This window comes from Kitasatospora sp. UYEF31, assembly GCF_057291755.1.
The window spans coordinates 16,222-35,294 of sequence record NZ_JBXAWK010000014.1 but is presented as its reverse complement, the minus strand read 5'-3'; the positions used below and the strand labels follow the sequence as shown (position 1 = coordinate 35,294).

At 68.1% G+C, this 19,073-nt stretch carries 24 protein-coding genes and 2 pseudogenes; 10 read left to right on the top strand and 16 right to left on the bottom strand.

Annotated elements, in window-relative coordinates; all coding sequences use genetic code 11:
- Nucleotides 1-9: 9 nt before the first annotated feature.
- The gene (locus AC0Z36_RS09645; protein WP_485462334.1) at nt 10-891 is read right to left on the bottom strand and encodes an SCO6745 family protein; all 882 of its coding nucleotides are present in this window, start codon (nt 889-891) and stop codon (nt 10-12) included.
- A gap of 173 nt (nt 892-1,064) precedes the next feature.
- Here AC0Z36_RS09645 and AC0Z36_RS09640 point away from each other — a divergent pair, with 173 nt between their 5' ends.
- Together AC0Z36_RS09640 and AC0Z36_RS09635 are read left to right on the top strand one after the other, a co-directional pair.
- The gene (locus AC0Z36_RS09640; RefSeq protein WP_485462333.1) at nt 1,065-1,259 is read left to right on the top strand and encodes a hypothetical protein; all 195 of its coding nucleotides are present in this window, start codon (nt 1,065-1,067) and stop codon (nt 1,257-1,259) included.
- Between the two features lie 229 nt (nt 1,260-1,488).
- Nucleotides 1,489-2,271, top strand: a complete 783-nt coding sequence (locus AC0Z36_RS09635; RefSeq protein ID WP_485462332.1) for an alpha/beta fold hydrolase — start codon at nt 1,489-1,491, stop codon at nt 2,269-2,271.
- 43 nt (nt 2,272-2,314) lie between these two features.
- On the opposite strand, the gene AC0Z36_RS09630 is transcribed toward AC0Z36_RS09635, so the two are convergent.
- Entirely contained in the window at nt 2,315-2,818 is a 504-nt protein-coding gene (locus AC0Z36_RS09630) for a DinB family protein (protein ID WP_485462331.1), read from the bottom strand.
- Nucleotides 2,819-3,143: 325 nt separating this feature from the next.
- Here AC0Z36_RS09630 and AC0Z36_RS09625 point away from each other — a divergent pair, with 325 nt between their 5' ends.
- Both AC0Z36_RS09625 and AC0Z36_RS09620 read left to right on the top strand, forming a co-directional pair.
- Entirely contained in the window at nt 3,144-3,557 is a 414-nt protein-coding gene (locus AC0Z36_RS09625; RefSeq protein WP_485462330.1) for a hypothetical protein, read from the top strand.
- Between the two features lie 42 nt (nt 3,558-3,599).
- Nucleotides 3,600-3,950: an MmcQ/YjbR family DNA-binding protein gene (locus AC0Z36_RS09620; RefSeq protein ID WP_485462329.1), complete on the top strand. Its 351-nt coding sequence runs from the start codon at nt 3,600-3,602 to the stop codon at nt 3,948-3,950.
- 12 nt (nt 3,951-3,962) lie between these two features.
- Here the strand turns inward: AC0Z36_RS09620 and AC0Z36_RS09615 are convergent, their stop codons facing one another.
- Both AC0Z36_RS09615 and AC0Z36_RS09610 read right to left on the bottom strand, forming a co-directional pair.
- Nucleotides 3,963-4,598 (bottom strand): YigZ family protein, encoded by a 636-nt coding sequence (locus tag AC0Z36_RS09615; RefSeq protein WP_485462328.1) that lies wholly within the window; start codon nt 4,596-4,598, stop codon nt 3,963-3,965.
- A 10-nt stretch (nt 4,599-4,608) separates the two neighbouring features.
- Nucleotides 4,609-4,953, bottom strand: coding sequence for a carboxymuconolactone decarboxylase family protein (locus AC0Z36_RS09610; protein WP_485462327.1), 345 nt, complete (start codon nt 4,951-4,953; stop codon nt 4,609-4,611).
- Between the two features lie 103 nt (nt 4,954-5,056).
- Here AC0Z36_RS09610 and AC0Z36_RS09605 point away from each other — a divergent pair, with 103 nt between their 5' ends.
- Both AC0Z36_RS09605 and AC0Z36_RS09600 read left to right on the top strand, forming a co-directional pair.
- Nucleotides 5,057-6,154 carry a Gfo/Idh/MocA family protein gene (locus AC0Z36_RS09605; RefSeq protein ID WP_485462326.1) on the top strand — a complete coding sequence of 366 codons (1,098 nt, stop codon included), beginning with the start codon at nt 5,057-5,059 and terminating at the stop codon, nt 6,152-6,154.
- A gap of 29 nt (nt 6,155-6,183) precedes the next feature.
- Nucleotides 6,184-6,336, top strand: a pseudogene (locus AC0Z36_RS09600) (IMP dehydrogenase); the annotation flags it as partial.
- A gap of 112 nt (nt 6,337-6,448) precedes the next feature.
- On the opposite strand, the gene AC0Z36_RS09595 reads toward AC0Z36_RS09600, so the two are convergent.
- The 6 genes and pseudogenes from AC0Z36_RS09595 to AC0Z36_RS09570 all read right to left on the bottom strand — a co-directional run bounded on the left by AC0Z36_RS09595 (nt 6,449) and on the right by AC0Z36_RS09570 (nt 10,242).
- Nucleotides 6,449-6,991, bottom strand: a complete 543-nt coding sequence (locus AC0Z36_RS09595; protein WP_485462325.1) for a DUF1697 domain-containing protein — start codon at nt 6,989-6,991, stop codon at nt 6,449-6,451.
- Between the two features lie 194 nt (nt 6,992-7,185).
- On the bottom strand, nt 7,186-8,208 hold the full coding sequence (locus tag AC0Z36_RS09590; protein WP_485462324.1) for an HNH endonuclease: 1,023 nt from the start codon (nt 8,206-8,208) through the stop codon (nt 7,186-7,188).
- Between the two features lie 172 nt (nt 8,209-8,380).
- The gene (locus tag AC0Z36_RS09585; RefSeq protein ID WP_485462323.1) at nt 8,381-8,821 is read right to left on the bottom strand and encodes an SIR2 family NAD-dependent protein deacylase; all 441 of its coding nucleotides are present in this window, start codon (nt 8,819-8,821) and stop codon (nt 8,381-8,383) included.
- Between the two features lie 94 nt (nt 8,822-8,915).
- A pseudogene (locus AC0Z36_RS09580) lies at nt 8,916-9,104 on the bottom strand (hypothetical protein); the annotation flags it as partial.
- A 91-nt stretch (nt 9,105-9,195) separates the two neighbouring features.
- The gene (locus AC0Z36_RS09575) at nt 9,196-9,861 is read right to left on the bottom strand and encodes a DUF305 domain-containing protein (RefSeq protein WP_485462322.1); all 666 of its coding nucleotides are present in this window, start codon (nt 9,859-9,861) and stop codon (nt 9,196-9,198) included.
- A gap of 57 nt (nt 9,862-9,918) precedes the next feature.
- Nucleotides 9,919-10,242: a DUF6153 family protein gene (locus AC0Z36_RS09570; protein ID WP_485462409.1), complete on the bottom strand. Its 324-nt coding sequence runs from the start codon at nt 10,240-10,242 to the stop codon at nt 9,919-9,921.
- A 213-nt stretch (nt 10,243-10,455) separates the two neighbouring features.
- Here AC0Z36_RS09570 and AC0Z36_RS09565 point away from each other — a divergent pair, with 213 nt between their 5' ends.
- The gene (locus AC0Z36_RS09565; protein ID WP_485462321.1) at nt 10,456-11,883 is read left to right on the top strand and encodes an MFS transporter; all 1,428 of its coding nucleotides are present in this window, start codon (nt 10,456-10,458) and stop codon (nt 11,881-11,883) included.
- Between the two features lie 237 nt (nt 11,884-12,120).
- On the opposite strand, the gene AC0Z36_RS09560 is transcribed toward AC0Z36_RS09565, so the two are convergent.
- Nucleotides 12,121-13,434: a GH1 family beta-glucosidase gene (locus AC0Z36_RS09560; RefSeq protein WP_485462320.1), complete on the bottom strand. Its 1,314-nt coding sequence runs from the start codon at nt 13,432-13,434 to the stop codon at nt 12,121-12,123.
- A gap of 135 nt (nt 13,435-13,569) precedes the next feature.
- Nucleotides 13,570-14,217, bottom strand: coding sequence for a TetR/AcrR family transcriptional regulator (locus tag AC0Z36_RS09555; protein ID WP_485462319.1), 648 nt, complete (start codon nt 14,215-14,217; stop codon nt 13,570-13,572).
- An 84-nt stretch (nt 14,218-14,301) separates the two neighbouring features.
- Between AC0Z36_RS09555 and AC0Z36_RS09550 the strand changes: the two genes are divergently transcribed.
- Nucleotides 14,302-15,069 (top strand): SDR family oxidoreductase, encoded by a 768-nt coding sequence (locus AC0Z36_RS09550; protein ID WP_485462318.1) that lies wholly within the window; start codon nt 14,302-14,304, stop codon nt 15,067-15,069.
- Nucleotides 15,070-15,139: 70 nt separating this feature from the next.
- On the opposite strand, the gene AC0Z36_RS09545 is transcribed toward AC0Z36_RS09550, so the two are convergent.
- From AC0Z36_RS09545 to AC0Z36_RS09535, 3 genes are all read right to left on the bottom strand, one after another.
- Nucleotides 15,140-15,862, bottom strand: coding sequence for a TetR/AcrR family transcriptional regulator (locus tag AC0Z36_RS09545; RefSeq protein ID WP_485462408.1), 723 nt, complete (start codon nt 15,860-15,862; stop codon nt 15,140-15,142).
- Between the two features lie 136 nt (nt 15,863-15,998).
- On the bottom strand, nt 15,999-16,424 hold the full coding sequence (locus AC0Z36_RS09540) for a thiol-disulfide oxidoreductase DCC family protein (protein WP_485462317.1): 426 nt from the start codon (nt 16,422-16,424) through the stop codon (nt 15,999-16,001).
- A 2-nt stretch (nt 16,425-16,426) separates the two neighbouring features.
- Nucleotides 16,427-16,834: a hypothetical protein gene (locus AC0Z36_RS09535; RefSeq protein ID WP_485462316.1), complete on the bottom strand. Its 408-nt coding sequence runs from the start codon at nt 16,832-16,834 to the stop codon at nt 16,427-16,429.
- Between the two features lie 212 nt (nt 16,835-17,046).
- On the opposite strand from AC0Z36_RS09535, the gene AC0Z36_RS09530 reads away from it, so the two are divergent.
- Nucleotides 17,047-17,745, top strand: a complete 699-nt coding sequence (locus tag AC0Z36_RS09530; RefSeq protein ID WP_485462315.1) for a cytochrome P450 — start codon at nt 17,047-17,049, stop codon at nt 17,743-17,745.
- Nucleotides 17,742-18,599, top strand: a complete 858-nt coding sequence (locus AC0Z36_RS09525; RefSeq protein ID WP_485462314.1) for an isocitrate lyase/PEP mutase family protein — start codon at nt 17,742-17,744, stop codon at nt 18,597-18,599. The genes AC0Z36_RS09530 and AC0Z36_RS09525 overlap by 4 nt, the downstream gene beginning before the upstream one ends.
- A gap of 33 nt (nt 18,600-18,632) precedes the next feature.
- On the opposite strand, the gene AC0Z36_RS09520 is transcribed toward AC0Z36_RS09525, so the two are convergent.
- On the bottom strand, nt 18,633-18,986 hold the full coding sequence (locus AC0Z36_RS09520) for a VOC family protein (protein ID WP_485462313.1): 354 nt from the start codon (nt 18,984-18,986) through the stop codon (nt 18,633-18,635).
- Between the last annotated feature and the right edge of the window lie 87 nt (nt 18,987-19,073).

Below are 19,073 nucleotides of genomic sequence, written 5' to 3'. Positions count from 1 at the left end.
GGCTTGCAGTCAGCCGGTGGGCGTCGGCACCGTCGCGATCCCCAGCGTGCTCTCCAGCGGCAGCAGCCCGGAGTTGAACGCGGCGCCCAGCATCAGCCCGTTCAGCTGCGCGAACCGCTCACACGCCTCAGCTCCCAGCAACTGCCAGGGCGCCAGGGCGAGTTCATCGGTCAGCCGCTCGATGTTGTCGCGCTCCTTACGGCCCTTCCCGGTGGCCTGGCCTTCGGCGTCGAGCCAGCCGCGGGCCGTCAGCCGCTCCTGCGCGGCGGCCCACTCCTGCGCCGTCCAGCCGCGCCCGGCGAAGTTCTCCAGCGGTGCCGCGCCGATCCCGGCGAAGGAAACCAGCGCCTCACACCCGTCGAGACCCGCGGTGAGCAGCGCCGCCAGGTGTCCGTCCCCGCGGTGCTCCCGCAGGACCGTGGCGGCCTGCCACAGCACCAGGTGCGGCTCGTCGGGCCAGGGGAGTGCCGCGTTCGCCGCGGCCATCGGCCGGCCTGCGGTGTCGACGGACTCCGCCGCCCGGCGGGCAAGCCGCGCCGCTTCGGCGATCTCCTTGCTGCCGAGTTCGTCGCCGAGGAGTGTCCGGTAGAGCCGGTCCATCGCCCGCAGCCGCGCGTCGAGCACAGTTTCCGGTGCGGCGGTCGTCCACACGTTCCCGGTGTTCCGCTCGATCATGCGGGGGCTGAAACTGTAGAACGCCGCTGTGATGACTCCGGCGCCTACGGCCCCAAGCGGGGAACTCCGCAGGGCGCAGTAGCTGGGCCAGCGTTCCTGCACGTCGTACCCCAGTGTGGCGGCCTCCTCCAGCGCTTCCGGGGCGAAGTAGAGCAGTGCGTGCACCGGCTCGACCTGGTGCCACATGCGACGGGCGAGTGCGGAATCCTGGGACATGGTGTGCCTTTCGGTACGGCCAGGGTTGTCCGGGGGAGTATGACCCGGATCCAGCCGTCTGGGGAAGGTGTCACGTCCCGCAGGTGGGTGCCGCCGGGAAGCCTGGTGCCCCACCGCACCTGCCACCTAAGGTTTCCGACGCAACAGGCGGAGTCGAACAGGCGGGGAGCCACATGAGCGCGGGCGGGCTGGCCACGGCGCGGGCGCAGCGCGTCCAGGAGGCCGGGCTGATCGTCGTCTCCGTCACCCTGGCCCAGATCCGCGACAGCGGACCGCAGTTGATCGCGCACCTCACGGGGATCCTCCGGCAGGCTGAGGGCAGGGGGTCGCCCGGCCTGCCGGTCCGTCCGGCTGCGGCTGGGAAGTGACCGTTGAGCTCGACGCCGACTGGCTGCCGCCCGGTGCCGCCATCGCGCGATCTTGAGTGGCGGGTGACGCCCAGCCGTCACCCGCCACTCAAGATCCAAACGCGCACGCCAGACTGGGACGCCCCGAGGACAGGTGGCCCCATGAGCAGCACGCCCCGCCCCCGGTTCGCCTCCCCGCGCCGAGTCCGACTTCCGCTTCGCGTACGAGACTGCACTCGCCCAGTGGCCCGTGCAGGCTGAGCCCGTCGAACTGGAGTCGGAGTACGGGACGACCCGCGTCAACGCCTGCGGGCCAGCGGACGGGACGCCACTGGTGCTGCTGGCCGGGGGTGGAGCCACGTCCACCGTGTGGCTGGCCAACGTGGAGGAACTGAGCCGTACCCACCGGGTGTACGCGGTCGACCTCATCGGGGACGTGGGCGCGAGCGTCGCGTACGGAAAACCCGTCAGGACCGCCGACGACCTGACGGCCTGGCTGACGACTGTCCTGGACGGGCTCGGGATCACTGAGGCGCAGCTGTGCGGGCACTCGTACGGGGCCTGGATCGCGCTCGACTACGCCCTGCGCTCCCCGGACCGCGTGGAGCGGCTGGCGCTGATCGACCCGACACAGTGCTTCAGCCGGATGAGTCTGAACTACCTGTTCCACGCGGCCCCGGTACTCGCCCGGCCCAGCAGGCGGACGTGGCTGGACTTCCTGCGCTGGGAGACCGCCGGAGCCGGCCTCAGCTCAGGCTGGCTGGAGCTCACCTCGCTCGGCGCAGAGCACTTCCCGAAGTCCAAGACCATCGTGGCGACGCGCCCGGCACCGGAGCGACTCCGTACGCTCACCGCCCCGACGCTGGTCCTGCTCGCCGGACGGAGCCGGGTGCACAACGTGGAGAAGACGAAGGCCGGCGTACGGAACCTGCTGCCGCACGCGGTCACCACCATGGTGCCGGGAGCCACCCACCACTCGCTGCCGCTGCACAACGCGGACCAGCTCAACCGCGAACTGTCCGAGTTTTTCTGAACGGGTTGGATAGACGGGTTGGATAGACGGGTTGGTTAATGAGTCAGTCGCCCTTAACGCCGTCCACCAGCTCGCGCAGGATGTCGAGGTGCCCGTTGTGCCGGGCGGTCTCCTCCGTCAGGTGCAGCAGGACCCACCGCAGCGTGACGTGCCGGCCGTCGCGGATTGTCCGCTTGGTGAGCGAGTCGAAGTCGTGCGACGTGAGCATTTCCCGGTACCGGGCCGCCTGCTCCTCGTAGTCCCGCACGACATCGGCGATCGGCCGCTGTGCGCCGAGGGTGTATTCGGCGTCGGGGTCCTCGTCGGTCCACGGGTACTCCGGGTCCTCGCCGAGGAAGACCGACTCGATCCACCAGCGCTCGACGTAGTGGAGATGGCTGATCAGTCCGCCGAGCGTCATCAGCGGCGACGTCGGCAGCGGGGCCTGGTGCGCGCCCTCGTCGCTGACGCCCTCGCACTTCAGGACGGCGGTGGCGCGGGCGTAGTCGAGCATGGCGAGAATGCTCGAGCGTTCGTCCCACGCGGACGGAATGTCAGTTCGTGTCATGCGCGGATCATGTTCTACCTACCCGGGCGGGTTCAAATGGTTAACGCAGATGGTTAACGCAGATGGTTAACGCAGATGGTTAACGCAGATGGTTAACGCAGATGGTTAACGCAGACGGTTAACGCAGACGGTTGTCGCAACGGTTGTCGCCGTAGCCCGCCTGGCTGAGCGTGCGGCCTGGCTGAGCGCGGAGCCCCGCGCGTCACTCCGAAGCGATCCCGCGCATCCTCCTATGGTTGCTTCAGGTGATCATTTGATTACCTGAGGTGATCGATTGCGGTGTTTTCTGAAACACTCACCGCAGCCAACCCCAAGGAGTCCTCCAGTGCGTGTCCGTACGCTGTCGTCCCTCCTCCTGTCCGCCGTCTTCACCGTCGTCGCCGCGACACCCGCGCACGCGGTCGCCGTGACCTCCGAGGCGAAGAACGCCTGCGGAAGCAGCGGCTACCGCGTGGTGGACGGGCCGCATTTCCTGGGCACCAACGCCAAGGCGGTCCTGCTGTTCAACGGCAGTCACTACTGCGCCGCGTCGGTGAAGACCGCCGACCGGGGTGACAAGACGGATCTCATGGCGGCCCTGCGGATCGGCGACGGCCCCACGGCGCAGGACCTCGGCCACTTCAAAAAGTGGGCCGCCGCCAAGATCGCCTCGACGAACCCGAACGCGTGCGTGATCTGGAACGGCTGGGACGGCAGCATCACCGCGCACGAGTTCAGCACGCCCAACGCATGTCAGTGAGGGCTTGTACGGTCGGCCCACCTGCTGCCTGATGGAGTCACCGTGGACCTGACCGACGCCGACGTGCGCCGTATCGCCCTCTCACTGCCCGAGACGACGGAGAAGACCACGTGGGGCATGCCCACGTTCCGCGTCCGCAACAAGATCTTCGTCGCGCTGGGGGAGGACGACACCACAATCGGGATGAAGTGCCCGGTCGAGGAGCGCGGCGAGCTGATCGCCGCCGAGCCGGAGAAGTTCTTCATGAACGACGGTCACGACACGAACTTCGCCTGGATCAGGGTGCGGCTCGCCGCCGTCGAGGACGAAGGCGAGCTGCGCGCGATGCTGACGGACGCCTGGCGGCTGACCGCGCCGAAGCGGCTGGCGGCCGGGTTCGACGCGGCTGCCTGACAAGGCACCCGTTCAGCTGTACGCGGTCTCGGTGAACGTCCGCCCGGTCCGCTCCGCGGTCGCCTGCCCGTCCGTCAGTTCGGCCAGGCGACCGCCGAAGGCCTCAATCGAAGACTCCGGGACACACACCTGGAGCCGTACGTCCGCCCCGTACTCAACACCCCGCACTTCGTAGTTCAGGCCCCGCAGGTCGTTCTCCAGACGTCCGGCGCGCAGGTGGTCGACCGCGACCGTCATGACGAGTACGGGGTTACGCCGCACGATGCCGACGTCGTCAACCGCCGTTCCGACAGCGGAGCCGTAGGCGCGGATCAGCCCGCCGCCGCCGAGTTTCACCCCACCGAAGTAGCGGGTGACCACTGCGGTGACGTCGGTCAGGCCGCGGTGGCGCAGGACCTCCAGCATCGGCATCCCGGCGGTCCCGGACGGTTCCCCGTCGTCATTGGTCTTCTGCCGCTGCCCGCCCTCGCCGACGACGTACGCCGTGCAGTTGTGCGTCGCGGTCTTGTGCAGCGCCCGCCGCTGCGCGATGAAGGCCCGCGCCTCCTCCTCGGTCTCCGTGCGGGCGAGCGCGCACAGGAAACGCGAGCGGCGGACCTCGGTCTCGGTTTCGCCGCCGTGCGTGATGGTGAGGTAGGGGGTGGACATGCGCCCGAGCTTAATCGGGACGTACGGGACGGCTCCGGTCCGGCACCGCGGAAGGCCAACCGGAGAGAACCACCGGGGCTGCCGGGTCAAGACCCGGCAGGCCGACAATCCCGACCGCTGTCTCCGCTGCGTCCAGCACAATCCGGAAGCGGGAGAACCCGTCGAACACGCCACACACATTGGCCAGTCCGACGACTTGGTCCGGCCCGAACAGTTCGACCAATCGCGTACGGTCGGCATCCGTGACCGCCGCCGGGTCCAGGACAAACTGCTCGGCGAACAGCAGGCGCGCCTGGTCGACCCGGTTGAACCCGATGTCGTCGGAGCCCCTCTGTCGCCGGTCAGGGGTGGTCACCCTAGGGACCAGCCGACGACGTATCAAGAGAGCCGCCCCTTGTTCCTTGTCTCGGCTTCTGCCATACATACCCCCTGATCAACACCCACGAGGGAGCACTGGCATGGCGGATCGACAGCTCGGCATCGCAGTCATCGGGACGGGTTTCGGGTGCCTGACCCACGTGCCCGCGTTCCGCGATGCGGGATTCGACATACGGGTGCTCATCGGACGCGACCCGGTGCGTACGGCGGAGCGGGCCGCGCGGTTCGGCATCCCGCACGCGGCGACGTCGATAGCCGAGGCGCTGACACTGGCCGAACTCGACGCCGTATCGATCGCGACCCCGCCGCACACCCACGCCGCGCTGGCCAAAGAGGCCGTCGGGGCCGGGCTGCACGTCGTGTGCGAGAAGCCCTTCGCCGCGAACGCCGCCGAGGCGAAGACCATGCTGGACGCCGCCGAGAAGGCCGGTGTCGTCCACCTGATCGGTACCGAGTTCCGTTGGTCGACTGAGCAGGCGTTGCTCGCCCGGACGATCGCCTCCGGCGCGATCGGCGAGCCCCGGCTCGCCACGTGGATGCTGCACATCCCCGTCCTCGCCGATCCCGCTGCCGAGACCCCCGCGTGGTGGACCCGGGCCGAAGACGGCGGCGGCTGGCTGGGCGCGCACGCGTCGCACTGGATCGACCAGATCCGGCACACGCTGGGTGAGTTCGAATCGGTCAGTGCGGGGCTGCCGCGCCTGTCCGACCGGGGGCAGACCGCCGAGGACTCCTTCATCGTGCACTTCCGCCTGGTCACGGGCGTGGAGGGTGTCATGCAGAGCACCGCGGGGGACTGGGGTCCGATCGCGATGACCACCCGGATCGCGGGCACGCTCGGCACGGCGTGGATCGCCGGGGATGTGGTGTGGGTGGGGGACGCCGACGGCGAACGGCGCATCCCCGTACCCGACGACCTGGCCAACCCCGCCCCCGAACCGCCGCCCGGGGACCTCCTGCACACGGCCTACGACCTGCTGCACTCCATGGGCATCGACCGCGCGCCCTACGCGAAGCTCGCCGAAACGTTCCGCAGGCTGGTCCTCGGCCTGGACGTCCCCGCCCACCCGGTTCCGGCGACGTTCGCCGACGGCGTGGCCGGACAGGCGGTCCTGGACGCGATCCGGCAGTCGGCCACCGAGCGCAGGTCGATTGCCGTACAAGCACCTGTAATTTAGGTGCAACTAACACCTACGTACGGAGCGCCATGAGCGCCACGACCGTCCACGGGCCTAAGGACATCCGCGTCAAGACTGTTCCGGACGCGGTGGTCCAGATGCCCTACGACGCGGTGGTTCGGGTGACTGTCGCGTGTATCTGCGGCAGTGACCTGTGGCCGTACCGGGGTGTCGCCGCGCGCTGAAGGCTCTCATCCGGATGTAGTCGGCCTCCGCCGCGTCGATCATGTACAAAATTCCCCTCTAGAGCTCGTTGAGGGGCTTTTTGTACATGATCGACGCGCTGTTTCCCGACTATTTCCCGAGCAGCTCCACCAGCTTGCCGACCGTCCGCCAGTTGCGCATGGTCACCGCCACCCCGAGCTGCTTCTCCCAGCCGGCCTTGGCCAGCGGCGACGCGAGGATGCCCTCGGGACACCACATGTAGACGTACCGGCCGACCACCCGGACCCAGTCGGGCTCAAAGTCGATCGCGTTGACCGCACAGACCCCCGCCGGGTCCGGGTCACCCTCAAGGAACCCGACCATGTACCGGGAGGGGTCCTTCATGTCCGCAAGGCGCGGCGCCCCTGCGGCGGCGGCTTCGAACTCCGCCGCGCTGCGCACGATGACCGCGCACTCGACCTTCAGCTCCCGGGAGACGGCCAGCCGGATGTCCTCGGCCGCCGTCCGCGCCTCGGTCGGGGTGCCGCTGAACACGGCGTTGCCGCTCTGGAGGTAAGTCGTGACGTCGGTGTAGCCCAGTCCGGCGAGGAGGCCACGCAACTGCGCCATCCCGACCCGCTTGTTGCGGCCGACATTGATGCCGCGGAGCAGGGCCACCATCCGGATCGTCATAGGGCGCAGCCTGCCAGATCTTGAGGTGCGGGGGCGAAGAAACGGCAATGCCGGGCAGGGATGCGACCGTTCGGCGGGGGGGTCCGCGGGCAGCCGCGACCGCTTGACGGGGTACGGGCGGGCAGCGCTGGGTTGGGGACATGCCCCTGGGTGACGACGGAGCCCGGCCGGACCCGACGTCGCACCGGATGGATTCACCAGGTAGCCGTGGTCGCCTGATGATGGGCGGCCAGGACGTCCAGGCGGAGCCGGCTCTCCGGCGGGATACGTAGCGGTTTTCCGTCCAGCTCCTCGTAGATGGCGTGCCCGGCCAGTCTGGGAGCGATGTGGACGATCAGGTCGTCCGGGCTGACGGACAACAACCCTTTGTCGAACAGACGGTGGATGTCCGACCGGAGCAACAGCCCTTCCTCAGCCCGATGCTCCCCGGTGATGGCAAAAGAACAGATGTGCGCTGCATCCAGGACTTCCGCCGGTGCGGGCCCGGTGACGGCACAAATCAGTCCGTACCTGTGAATCAGCGCCTTCCGGAAGGCGTCCTGCCCGCGGCGGACGGTCACCTCGGCACGTCGGTGGCCTCCGGTCAGTTCCGCGGGAGGGCTGGTCAGTTCCGCGGGAGGTCCTGTCGGTTCGGCAGGACGTCCGTTGTCGACCTCAGACGCCGGTCCAGGCCGGGGAAGGCGGACGCCCTTCGACGTCATTGCTGTGAGAGTCCCCGTAAGGTGCATGGCTCTGATCGACTGCTGCTCGGAGTTGCCCATACTGAGTTCGGACAGGTCGCCCTTGTCGAAGCAGCCGTCGAGGGCCTGCCAGGTCCGTCCGTAGTGGGCCTTGTACGCGGTTACTAGGATGGTTTCTTCGGTCGGCTGGTCAAACTTGTTCTTGCACTGGGTGCAGTGGTAGCGCGGTGTCATAGTCGTGCGTTTTTTGTAGCCCGTGTTCCTACAGTGCGGGCATCTGCTCCGTGTTTTGGGCCGGTTGTGGGAAAACTCCAGCCGCTCGATGTAACCGGTGCCCAGTGCCTCACGGCTGTTGCGAACGATCACCAGGTCGCCGACCGCCACTCTGCGGTAGTTGCCCACAGTGTTGTCGAAGGTGTACGACTCCTCCGGGACATCGGCGTACCCGTCGTTCCCTTGGAACTGACGCTCGTCACCGGCGACCAGGAATGACCACGCCGACCGCACGACACCCTCGGCAGTCTTTTCTTCATACATATTCAGAAGCGTAAGCGTTGACGCCGACAACGATCCGATATGGACAAGGAGTCGCACGGTACGCGCCGCGGTGTCGTGTGATCCGGGGAGATCCGATCCCGCCAAGCGCAAAACCCCTGGAGCACCTGCCGAGTTCGCCCGGGAACAACGCACCGTTGACTGCAACCCACAGTCACCGCAGACCGGTGAACCACCCCAGCGTCGCCGCGATGTCCGTTGTCACCTCGTCAGCCAAGACGTCGTACGGAGTCGGTTCCGCGTTGGCGATCACCAGTCGCGCGCCGGACTGAACGGCGAGTGCGCACAGGCCCGCAGCCGGTTCGACCCGGAGCGAACTCCCCAGCCCCAGCAGGAGATCACAGCCACGCACGAGATTGGCCGCGCGACCGTACACATCCCGGTTGAGGTGCTCGCCGAACAGGATCGCGGCCGGTTTGAGGATGCCGCCGCAGGCAATACAGGGTGGGTCCTCCTGCGGTCGCGAGAGAACATCGGCGGTCGCAGACCGAGCCCCACAGCGCAGACAGACCACCTCGGCGAGCGTGCCGTGGAGCTCCAGGACGTTCGCCGAACCGGCCTGCTGGTGGAGCCCGTCCACGTTCTGCGTGAGCACGCCGGCCAGCAGACCCGAACGCTCCAGTTTCCGCCAACGCGCGGTGGGCAGCCGTCGGTTGCACAGCTGCCATACCGTACGCCCTGAGAGTTTTCCAGAAGGTCACCCGCACAGCCCGGTCGCCGACGAAATGCTTGCGGTGGAAGAGCCGTTCACTGTCCGGATCGCGCGTCCAGATGCCGTCGGGGCCGCGGAAGTCCAGGATGCCCGCGGCGGTTGAGGTGCCCGCGCCGGTCAGCGCGACGATGCGGGTGGCGTTCTTGGCCCAGCCTGGAGTGGTCACAAACGGACGTTAGAGGTCGGGCCGAGTCGGTAGCGAGCGAATTACCGCGGGTGGGATCCGCCCTGGGAGAAGCGGATCCCACCCACCGCTATCAGTGCTGCATGCCGGACATACTCGGCATCGGCATCGGCGTCCGCACGGGCGACGCCGCCCCGCCCAGCAGCTGCTTCATCTGTGCGACCTCAGCCGCCTGTGAGGTCTTGATCTGCTCGGCGAGCTTGCGGGCGTCCGTGTTGGTGCCCTTCTTCAGCTCGGCGTCGGCCATGGTGATCGCGCCGTTGTGGTGGGCGATCATCATGGTGAGGAACTGCTTGTCGAACTCCGCGCCCGTGGACGCCTTGAACTTGGCCATGTCGGCGTCGGACATCATGCCGTCGCCGGCGGGATTCATCGAATGCGGCATCGCACCGGACATCGCGGCGGGCTTGCCCCAGGCCGTGAGCCAGCCCTTCATCTGCGCGATCTCCGGCGCCTGCGCGGCCTCGATCTTCGCGGCGAGCTTCTTGACATCGTCGCTCTTAGCCTTGGCCGGGGCTTCCTTGGCCATGTCCACGGCCTGCTCGTGGTGGGGAATCATCATCTGTGCGAACACGACGTCCGAGTCGTTGAAGGCCGCGGCCGAAGAGGCGGCCGACGGGGGAGCGGACGGCGAGTTCATCGCGCCGACGTCGTGCTTCTTCCCTCCATCGTCGCCGCACGCGGCGAGCAGGAACGTGGCGGCGACGGCGAACGCGAACGTACGCGGGACATGCTTCATGAGGTTGTCTCCAAAGGTGTGTTGCGACGCGGGACGGCAGAGCGGAACGCCGTCGTTCTAAATGCGCAGCACCTGGAGAGCGGCGCGGCCAGGCGGTCGCGGTGGTGACAGCCCCGAAGCGAAGCACCGGCCCCACACCGGCAGTTCGGAAAATGCCCGGTCGGTACGGGAGACCCACAGCGCAGCGGCGATCAGCAGGTAGCCGACCCCGGTGGCCAGCACCGCGAGGCACATGGCCGACGGGTCGGTGCCGTGGCCGGAGCCGTGGTCGTCCGCCGGCGGCATGTCGTGCGTCCCGTGCGCCATGGACGTGTTCGACATCGGCTTGTCCTGCGGGTGCCCGAGCGTGTGCATGCCCACGACCCCCAGCGTCAGGAGCATGAGCAGCACCAGGCGGGCGAGCGTTCTCTGCGTACGGCTGATGACTGTTCACCTCCCTTCCACCAAACACCCTAACCCCCTATAGGTACGGGAGGGCGAGAACGCGCCAGGACGTCGTTTTCCAGCCGACCACCGTCGACCTCTTGGGAATTAATACCCACTAGGGGTATGTTCAGCCAGCCAGATACCCCCTCCCCGTATGGAGTGATCGCGATGTCCCAGCTTGAGACACCACTTAATCCGCGCCGCTGGACAGCGCTCGCACTGATCGCGATGGCCCAGTTCATCGTCATCATGGACACCTCGATCATCGGCGTGGCACTCCCCGAAATGCAGACCGACCTGGGCTTCTCGCAGGGGAACCTGTCCTGGGTCTTCAACGCGTACGTTGTCGCCTTCGGCGGACTGCTCCTCCTCGGCGGCCGGCTGTCCGACCTCTTCGGCGCCAAGCGGCTGTTCAGCACCGGCTGGGCGGTCCTGGCGGTCGGCTCCCTGGCGGCGGGCCTGGCGAACGAGGTGTGGATCGAACTGGTCGGCCGCGCCGTCCAGGGCATCGGCGCCGCACTGATCGCACCAGCCGCGCTCACCCTGCTGATGATGCTGTTCGGCAATAGCCCGAAGGAGCTGACCAAAGCGTTCGCGCTGTACGGGGCGGCCGCACCGGCCGGCGGCACCGCGGGCGTGTTCCTCGGCGGCCTGATCACCCAGTACGCCAGCTGGCCCTGGGTCTTCTACATCAACATCCCGGTCGCGCTGATCGCCATCATCGCCACCCCGTCGCTGATGCCGGACGCCCCGGCCCGGCGTGGATCGGTCGACATCTTCGGCGCGATCACCGTCACGGCCGGTCTGGGCACCACGGTCTTCGCCGTCGTCCGGGCCCCCGAGACCGGCTGGGGTTCGGCTGAAACGTTGCTCACCCTGGCCGCCGGGATCGCGCTGACCGCACTGTTCGTCGGCATCCAGGCCAAACGCAGCGAGCCGCTGATGCGGCTGAGCATCCTGCGTACGCCGAACCTCGCCGGCGCCAACCTCGCGCAGCTGCTGATGGCCGCGGCGTGGATCCCGATGTGGTTCTTCCTCAACCTCTACCTCCAGCAGGTCCTCGGCCTGGGGGCGTTCGCCTCCGGTTCGGCGCTGCTGCCGATGACCGCGACCATCATGGTGATGATGCTGGTGCTGGCGCCGCGCCTGATCGCCCGGTTCGGGACGAAGCCGCTCATCGTCACTGGTCTGGCCACGCTCGCCGCCGGGATGGTGTGGCTGTCCTTTATCCGCGCCGACGGCAACTTCTGGGTGGACGTCCTGCCCGCGTCGCTGCTCGCCGCGGTCGGGATGTCGCTGGCCTTCATTCCGTCCCTGGGCACCGCGATCTCCAGCGCCCGGCCGGAAGAAGGCGGCCTCGCCTCGGGGATGGTCAACACCAGCTACCAGATCGGCTCCGCGCTCGGCCTGGCCGCGATGACGGCGATCGCCGCCGCGCACGGCGCGGACAAGCTGGGGGACCCCGGCGCGCTGACGGACGGTTTCTCGGCCGCGTTCCTGGGGGCCGCGGGAGTCGCCGCGGCCGGTGCGCTGCTCGCAGCGGTGACACTGTGGACCAGGAAGCCGGCGGCGGACTCCGAGCTGGTCTCCAACTGACGGACCGGCTCCTCCTGTTGCCGCAGGAGGGGCTTTTCAATCTCTGCGAATCGGGAGTTCACATGAACGTCCGCCGGACTCTGGACCACCCCGCCGTCCGTTGCCTGCTTGCCTGCCTGCTGGCGGCGGCCGCACGACGGCTCCACGGACCGCCCTAGCCCGAAGATCGACATCCCCAGAATGGTGACCATCTGTCAACAATGGTCACCATTCTGGGGATATCGATCTTCAGAGCGTTCAGCGCATCGCCGCCAACTGCCCGCGCAGCCACCCGAACGACATCTTCGGCGAGCGCTCCTGCGTCCCGAAGTCCACGTGCACCAGCCCGAACCGCTGGTGGTAGCCCTCGGCCCACTCGAAGTTGTCGAGCAGTGACCATACGAAGTAGCCCCGTACGTCGACCCCGGCCCCGATGGCGGCGTGCACGGCGCGGATGTGCCCGTCGAGGAAGTCGATGCGCTCCTGGTCCTCGTGCACCTCGGGGTACGAGCAGCCGTTCTCCGTGATGTGGACCGGCGGCAGCGCCGACCCGTACTCCTCCTTCAAACCGACCAGCAGTGCCGTCAGACCTGCGGGGACAACGGGCCAGTCGAATGCCGTACGGGTGACCCCGTAGATCCCGGCGTCGAGGAAGGGGAGCGGAGCCCCCGCTTCCGGCGCGGCGATGCGGGTCGGGTTGTAGTAGTTGACACCGAGGGCGTCGAGCGGCGCGGCGATGATCTCCAGGTCACCGTCGAGCACGAACGGCATCTCAGCGATCCCGTACGCGCTCATATCGGGGTAGGTCCCCCGCAGTAGCGGCTCCATGAACAGCTTGTTGTGCAGCGTGTCGTACGCGTCCGCCGCGGCCGTGTCCTCGGCGCTGCCCGACGCTGCCTGTACCGGCGTCAGGTTGTTGGCGATCATCACCGAAGCGCCGGACTCCCGCAGCTGCCACGCAGCCAGGCCGTGCCCGAGCAGCTGGTGGTGCGCGGCCGGCAGCGCGTCCATCATGAGTGCCCTGCCCGGCGCGTGGATGCCCATCGCGTAGCCGAACGCCATGTGGATGAACGGCTCGTTGAGCGTGATCCACTCGTGCACCCGGTCACCGAGCCGCGCGGAAACGACCTGCGCGTAGTCGGCGAAGCGGTAGGCCGTGTCGCGGTTGAGCCAGCCGCCCTCGTCTTCGAGCGCCTGCGGCAGGTCCCAGTGGAACAGCGTCGGCACGGGGGTGATGCCGCGTGCGAGAAGTCCGTCCACCAGGCGGTCGTAGAAGTCGAGCCCGGCCTTGTTGACCCGGCCGCCGGGCATTACACGGGGCCAGGCGACCGAGAAGCGGTACGCGTCCACTCCCAGGTCGGCCAGCAGCCCGATGTCCTCGGCGTACCGGTGGTAGTGGTCGCAGGCGACCTCGCCGGTCTGCCCGTCGCGTACGCGCCCGGGCTCCGCGCAGAAGGTGTCCCAGACCGACGGGGCGCGGCCGTCTTCCCGTACAGCCCCTTCGATCTGGTAGGCGGCGGTGGACGTTCCCCATCGGAACCCGTCGGGGAAGCGGGGGAGCTGAGTCGGCATCGGGCCATGGTCGGGGAGGCGGGGGGAGAAGTCCACGGGTGGAAGGTGGAATTCCCCTCCGGCCGCGTCGAGCATGCTCGGAATGTCATAGATTGATCTTCATCCACGACATTCCGGGCATGCTCGACGCGGGCCTCAGCGCCAGGCCCGCATCGCCATCTCCACGACAGACTCCAGTACGGCCCGGCTCACCCCGTCCCGCGCCTGCTGCGACAACCCTTGGAGGACCGCGCCGGCCCAGTGCCCGGTGGTGGTCGCGTCAGTCCCAGCGGGAAGCAACCCCGCATCGATGTCTGTCTGAACCCGCCGCACGATGACCTTGACGCTCTCGTTGCGCAGGGCGCGCATCGCCTGTTCCACATCCGCCGACGCGGCGGTGCAGTTGGTCGCGGCGCTGATCGCCAGGCAGCCGCGTGGACGCCCCGGGGTCGTGAACCGGACCGCTGCTTCACTCAGGATCCGCTCGACGGCCTGACGGGCCGTCGGCTCAGTCAGGGCGTCCGTGACGGACGCCCCGTACTGCTCCCCGTAGTGCTGCACAACCTCGCTGAACAGCTTCTTCTTGTCCCCGAAGGCCGCGTAGAGGCTGGGCGCGCCGATGCCCATGACGCGGGTGAGGTCGGCGATGGACGTCGTCTCGTAGCCGTGCTCCCAGAAGGCCAGGGTCGCCAGCTCAAGCGCCGCCTCGCGGTCGAAGGAGCGGGGCCGTCCGGGCACTTTCTTTGCCGGACCGGCCACCTTCTCCGTCGAACGCTGGCTCTGGCTCTGGCTCTGACTCTGCATGTCGCCAATTCTATAGCGCTCGCTAGAGAACCTGCTAGCGTTCCTTCTGTAGCGACCGATACAGAATCTTTCGGGGAGAAAACCATGAGCGTTCTTACAGGTAGGACGGCACTTGTCACCGGCGGCAGCCGAGGTATCGGGCGCGGGATCGCCGAGCGGCTCGGCCGTGACGGCGCACTCGTCGCCGTGCACTACGGCAACAACGAGGCGGCGGCCAAGGACGTCGTCTCCACGATCGAGTCATCCGGCGGCCAGGCGTTCGCCTTCCGTACAGAACTCGGGGTCCCGGGCGACGCCGAAACGCTGTGGACCGCATTCGACGAGCGGATCGGGGAGTTCACCGACCGGCCCGGACTCGACATCCTGGTCAACAACGCGGGGATCGGCCTCATGGCCCAGATACAGGACGTCGGAGAGCCCGCGTACGACGAGGTCTTCGCGGTCAACGTGAAGGCGCCGTTCTTCATCATCAAGCACGGCCTGACCCGGCTGCGGGACGGCGGACGCATCATCAACATCTCATCCGGGGTCACCCGCATCGCGTTCCCGATCACCGTCGCGTACTCGATGACCAAGGGCGCGCTCAACACCCTCACACTGACGCTCGCCCAGGACCTCGGAGCACGCGGCATCACCGTGAACTCCGTCGCCCCGGGAATCGTCGACACGGACATGAACGCCTGGCTGGCGGATCCGGAGGAGCGCAAGGGGGCCGCCGCCTACTCCGCCTTCAACCGGGTGGGCGAGGCGAGCGACATCGCCGACGTGGTCGGCTTCCTCGCGTCGGACGACGCGCGGTGGGTGACGGGGCAGAACATCGACGCGACCGGTGGCTCCAGCTTCGGAGTGTGAGCCCGAGCGCATCATGACCGCCGGGTGCCGGGCGCCTCTTTCCCGGCACCCGGCACCCGGCACCCGTCGGTCACGGCTTGTCCGGCCGGCCTCCAGGCTCCGGCTTCGTGGTTGGCTCCGCGCCCGGCTCCGGTGCCATCGGCACCAGGAAGTCCTTCAGCAGCCGGTCCGCGTCCCGCACCAGCGGCCGGAACACCTTGTACTTCGACAGCGACATCGCCCGCGCCACCATCGGCGTCGTGCGTTCCACGAACTGGCGGGTGCGCTTCGATCCGGGCGTACGGTCGTACACCCAGAACAGCACGATCCCCATCTGGTGCAGCCACAGAAGCTCAGGCAGCTTCTCCCGCAGCTCCAGGTCCACCTTCAGGCCGGAGCCGGCCAGCACGTCACGGTAGACGTTCACCACGGTCGAACGCACCGGCAGCGACTCGGCGGAGAACGGACTGAGCGGGCTGTCCGGGTCGGCGGCGTTGCGGAAGAACTGGGTGGAGAAGTGGTGGTAAGGCTCCGCGACGTCCAACCAGGTCAGCAGCGTGATCCGCAGCCGGTCGCCGAAGTCGCGGTGCCCGACCAGGGCTTTGTGCGTGGCCTCGACGTGCGCGTGGGCGATCTGGTCGTAGAAACCCTGGATCAGATGCTCTTTCGAGCCGAAGTAGTAGTAGGCGTTACCGACCGAAACCCCGGCCTCCTGGGCGATGGCGCGCATCGTCGTCTTGTCGTAGCCGCGTTCGCTGAACAGCCGCATCGCGGTGTCCAGGATCGCGGCCCGGGTCTGCTCACCCTTGCTCAGGGCCGGCTGCTCGGAGTCGGGCTGCTCGGAGTCGGGCTGTGCGGAGCCGGGCTGTGCGGAGCCGGGCCGCGCCGACCCGGGTAGTACGGAGTTCGGCGGTTCTGGGGTCTCGGTCGGTTCGTCCACGTCCTGCACCTTAACCAGCGGGCTGGCAGCGGGCGTCACAGACATCCCCGGGAGCGGCGTACGGGTCGTCGGCGCGGGTGCGCAGTTTCGCCGCGGCGAGCACCGCGGCCTTGGCGAACGGCATCCCGGCGGGAGTCGCGAGCCGGTGTGCGGTGGCGCGGTGCCCGCGCAGCGCCCACAGGCAGGTGATCCACGCGCCCGCTCCGGTGTAGACCTCGCCGCTGCCGCCCACGACCGTGATCTCGTCGAACGTCGCCTCGTGGTTGAGTTCCGGGTAGCGGTTGCGGGCCCGCGCAGAACCGGCCGCGATGAGGTCGACGCGGATGTATGAGGACTGTCCCGCGATCCAGGTGGCGGCCCGCCGGCAGAGCGGGCACTTCGCGTCGTACAGCACGGTGATCCGGGTGAGCGGGGGCCGTTGTACAGCGGCGGTCATGGTCAGACCCCGACAGCCGGGCTGGTCCAGCCCTGCGGCGGGAGCGGCGGCAGGACCTCGCGGTCGTCCATGCCCCGGCGGCGCATGCGGTTGAGTACGTACACGTTGCCCAGGTGCAGGACGCCCAGGACCAGCAGGACCGTACCGACCTTCATGGACAGTGCCTCGAAGGTGCCGCGCACGTTCTCCACTTCACTGCCGAGCTTCAGGTAGAGCGCGACGAACCCGAAGTTGACCAGGTAGAAGCCGACCACGAGCAGGTGGTTGACGGCTTCGGCGAGCTTCTCGTTGCCCTTCAGCACGTCGGCCAGGAAGATCTGGCCGTTCCGGCTGAGGGTCCGGGCGACCCAGACGGTCAGCCCGATGCTGATGACCAGATAGACGGCGTACGTGACAACGGTCAGGTCCATGAGACACCTCTTGTCGACACCGGCACAGTATGGGTCCGGCATAATTTGAACGCGTTCAACTGACTGCGCACGGATGACGGTAGACCTGTTTTTGAACACGTTCAACTGTGTGTGCCAACACCATCTAAGAAGGCACGACCCCGCTCGGAGCGCCCTCCGCCCCGCCCCTCCCCGCAGCCGACGGCAGCGCCATCGACGGACTGCGCCGCAGCGTGTGCCGCTTCAGCAACGGCCCCGAACACACCCGCCGCCGCGCGATCGTGGAACGGGAACTCGCCCACCTGGACCCCGCGCGACTGCGCGAAGCAGCCCGGGAACTGACCCTCCACACGGGGTGCGCCGACATCCCCCGCACCGTCCCCCTGTCCGTCCTCGGCGCGGCGCTCGGCGTCAAGGACGAAGATCTGCCGATCCTTGTCCGTACGGTCCGCGTCATCGGCCCGGTATACCTCCCAGGCGGCGAGAAGGACTCTCCCGCAGTCGAGGGCGCCATCCGGGAACTCGCCGCCCTGTTCGCCGGCGCGGACGAGCAGACCACCACCGCCAGGATCTGCGTCCTCGCCCAGGCCGGTGAATCAACGGCCGCGCTGATCCGCAACACCCTCCGCCACACAGCGGCGCACAAGGCGTCGTCCGACGCCCTCGTACGGGAGACCCCGCGCTTCGACCCGCCCGTCCCCGCCATGCGCCGCAAGTCACCCGACGGGAACATCTCCGTACTCGACCTGGTTTCCGCCAACCGGGACCCGGACGTGTTCAACGATCCCGACCGCTTCGACGAGGACCGCTTCCCCGTACCGCATCTGACTTTCGGTCAGGGCCAACGCCCCTGTCCAGGTTCGGACTTCGCATTGGCCCTAGCCTGCGGTGTACTTGACGTCCTGCTCACATCGCCGGAGGCTTCCGCATGAACAGCACGAACAGCACGAACAGCAAAGAGAGTTCGAGCCGTTTCGAACAGTTCCGCGCCCTGCACCACGCCGAAGAACCATTGTTCCTGCCCAACGCCTGGGACCACGCGTCCGCCGCCGCGCTCGTCGAGCGCGGCTTCACCGCCGTCGGCACGACCAGTCTCGGCGTAGCCGTCGCCGCGGGGCTGCCCGACGGGACCGGTGCGACCAGGGACGAGACAATGCGTCTCGCCCTCGGCCTGGTCCGGCTGCCCGCGCTGATCAGCGTCGACATAGAGGGCGGCTTCAGCGAGGACCCGGACGAAGTCGCCGCGTACACCGCCGAACTCGCGCGGGCCGGGGTCGTCGGCATCAACATCGAGGACGGGCGGGACGACGGGTCGATGGTCCCGGTGAAACACCAGTACGACGTGATCCGGGCGATCAAAGCCGCCGCACCCGAGCTGTTCGTCAACGCGCGCACCGACGCCTACTGGCTCCCGGACAGCACCGATGCGCCGAACGAGGCGACCCGGGAGCGCGCCACGGCCTATCTCCAGGCGGGCGCCGACTGCATCTTCGTGCCCGGCGTCACCGACGCCTCCACCATCTCCTCGCTGGTCAACGACATCGACGGCCCGCTGAACATCCTGTTCAGCACCCAGGGGAGGCACAGCCGCCAGGTCCTGGCAGGCCTCGGCGTACGACGGATCAGCACCGGCTCGCTGCTGTTCCGCGCAGCCGTGAACTGCGCGGTCGAGCTCGCCTTCAGCCTGGCGAACGACAACGAGCACGGCCCGACCGACGTCCCGACCTACAACGAGACGCAGGACCTCTCGACGGCCTTCACCCCGGACGGTGGCCCGGAACGATGAGCACCGCGCCGTGCGCGGATCCCGCGACGGCCTTCACGCCCGACGGTGACCCAGAACGTTGACCACCCTGCCGTTGGGGTCGAGGACGAAGAAGCGGCGTACGCCCCACTCCTCATCGGTGAGCGGGTGGACGACCTCGGCCCCGGCCGCGGTCATCGCGGCGTACGCCGCGTCCACGTCGTCGACCTCGATGCTCATGTCGGGCGTGACCGGGCCGGTCGTGTCGTCGCCCATCAGCGTGATCTGCGCGGTGGGGTTGCCGGGTGCGGCCAGAGTGACGACCCAGCCCTGGTCCATCACCTTCTCGAAGCCGAGCCGCTCGTAGAACTCACAACTCTCGGCGACGGCACCGGACTTGATGTCCGGCACGACACGACGGATTCCCATGGAGGTGGACCCCTTCTCTACGAAGACACTCGCGCAAGGAGTCAACACCCTCCCGCCGACACCCTTGATGTCCGTGGCGTCGCCACC

Excerpts from the sequence above, each read along its gene's own strand:
- AC0Z36_RS09590 (WP_485462324.1), bottom strand. The coding sequence starts at position 8,208 with ATGTATGAAGAAAAGACTGCCGAGGGTGTCGTGCGGTCGGCGTGGTCA.
- AC0Z36_RS09525 (WP_485462314.1), top strand. The coding sequence starts at position 17,742 with ATGAACAGCACGAACAGCACGAACAGCAAAGAGAGTTCGAGCCGTTTC.
- AC0Z36_RS09640 (WP_485462333.1), top strand. The coding sequence starts at position 1,065 with ATGAGCGCGGGCGGGCTGGCCACGGCGCGGGCGCAGCGCGTCCAGGAG.
- AC0Z36_RS09565 (WP_485462321.1), top strand. The coding sequence starts at position 10,456 with ATGTCCCAGCTTGAGACACCACTTAATCCGCGCCGCTGGACAGCGCTC.
- AC0Z36_RS09550 (WP_485462318.1), top strand. The coding sequence starts at position 14,302 with ATGAGCGTTCTTACAGGTAGGACGGCACTTGTCACCGGCGGCAGCCGA.
- AC0Z36_RS09520 (WP_485462313.1), bottom strand. The coding sequence starts at position 18,986 with ATGGGAATCCGTCGTGTCGTGCCGGACATCAAGTCCGGTGCCGTCGCC.
- AC0Z36_RS09555 (WP_485462319.1), bottom strand. The coding sequence starts at position 14,217 with ATGCAGAGTCAGAGCCAGAGCCAGAGCCAGCGTTCGACGGAGAAGGTG.
- AC0Z36_RS09560 (WP_485462320.1), bottom strand. The coding sequence starts at position 13,434 with ATGCCGACTCAGCTCCCCCGCTTCCCCGACGGGTTCCGATGGGGAACG.
- AC0Z36_RS09605 (WP_485462326.1), top strand. The coding sequence starts at position 5,057 with ATGGCGGATCGACAGCTCGGCATCGCAGTCATCGGGACGGGTTTCGGG.
- AC0Z36_RS09595 (WP_485462325.1), bottom strand. The coding sequence starts at position 6,991 with ATGACGATCCGGATGGTGGCCCTGCTCCGCGGCATCAATGTCGGCCGC.
- AC0Z36_RS09540 (WP_485462317.1), bottom strand. The coding sequence starts at position 16,424 with ATGACCGCCGCTGTACAACGGCCCCCGCTCACCCGGATCACCGTGCTG.
- AC0Z36_RS09615 (WP_485462328.1), bottom strand. The coding sequence starts at position 4,598 with ATGTCCACCCCCTACCTCACCATCACGCACGGCGGCGAAACCGAGACC.
- AC0Z36_RS09535 (WP_485462316.1), bottom strand. The coding sequence starts at position 16,834 with ATGGACCTGACCGTTGTCACGTACGCCGTCTATCTGGTCATCAGCATC.
- AC0Z36_RS09575 (WP_485462322.1), bottom strand. The coding sequence starts at position 9,861 with ATGAAGCATGTCCCGCGTACGTTCGCGTTCGCCGTCGCCGCCACGTTC.
- AC0Z36_RS09570 (WP_485462409.1), bottom strand. The coding sequence starts at position 10,242 with ATGCTCCTGACGCTGGGGGTCGTGGGCATGCACACGCTCGGGCACCCG.
- AC0Z36_RS09645 (WP_485462334.1), bottom strand. The coding sequence starts at position 891 with ATGTCCCAGGATTCCGCACTCGCCCGTCGCATGTGGCACCAGGTCGAG.
- AC0Z36_RS09630 (WP_485462331.1), bottom strand. The coding sequence starts at position 2,818 with ATGACACGAACTGACATTCCGTCCGCGTGGGACGAACGCTCGAGCATT.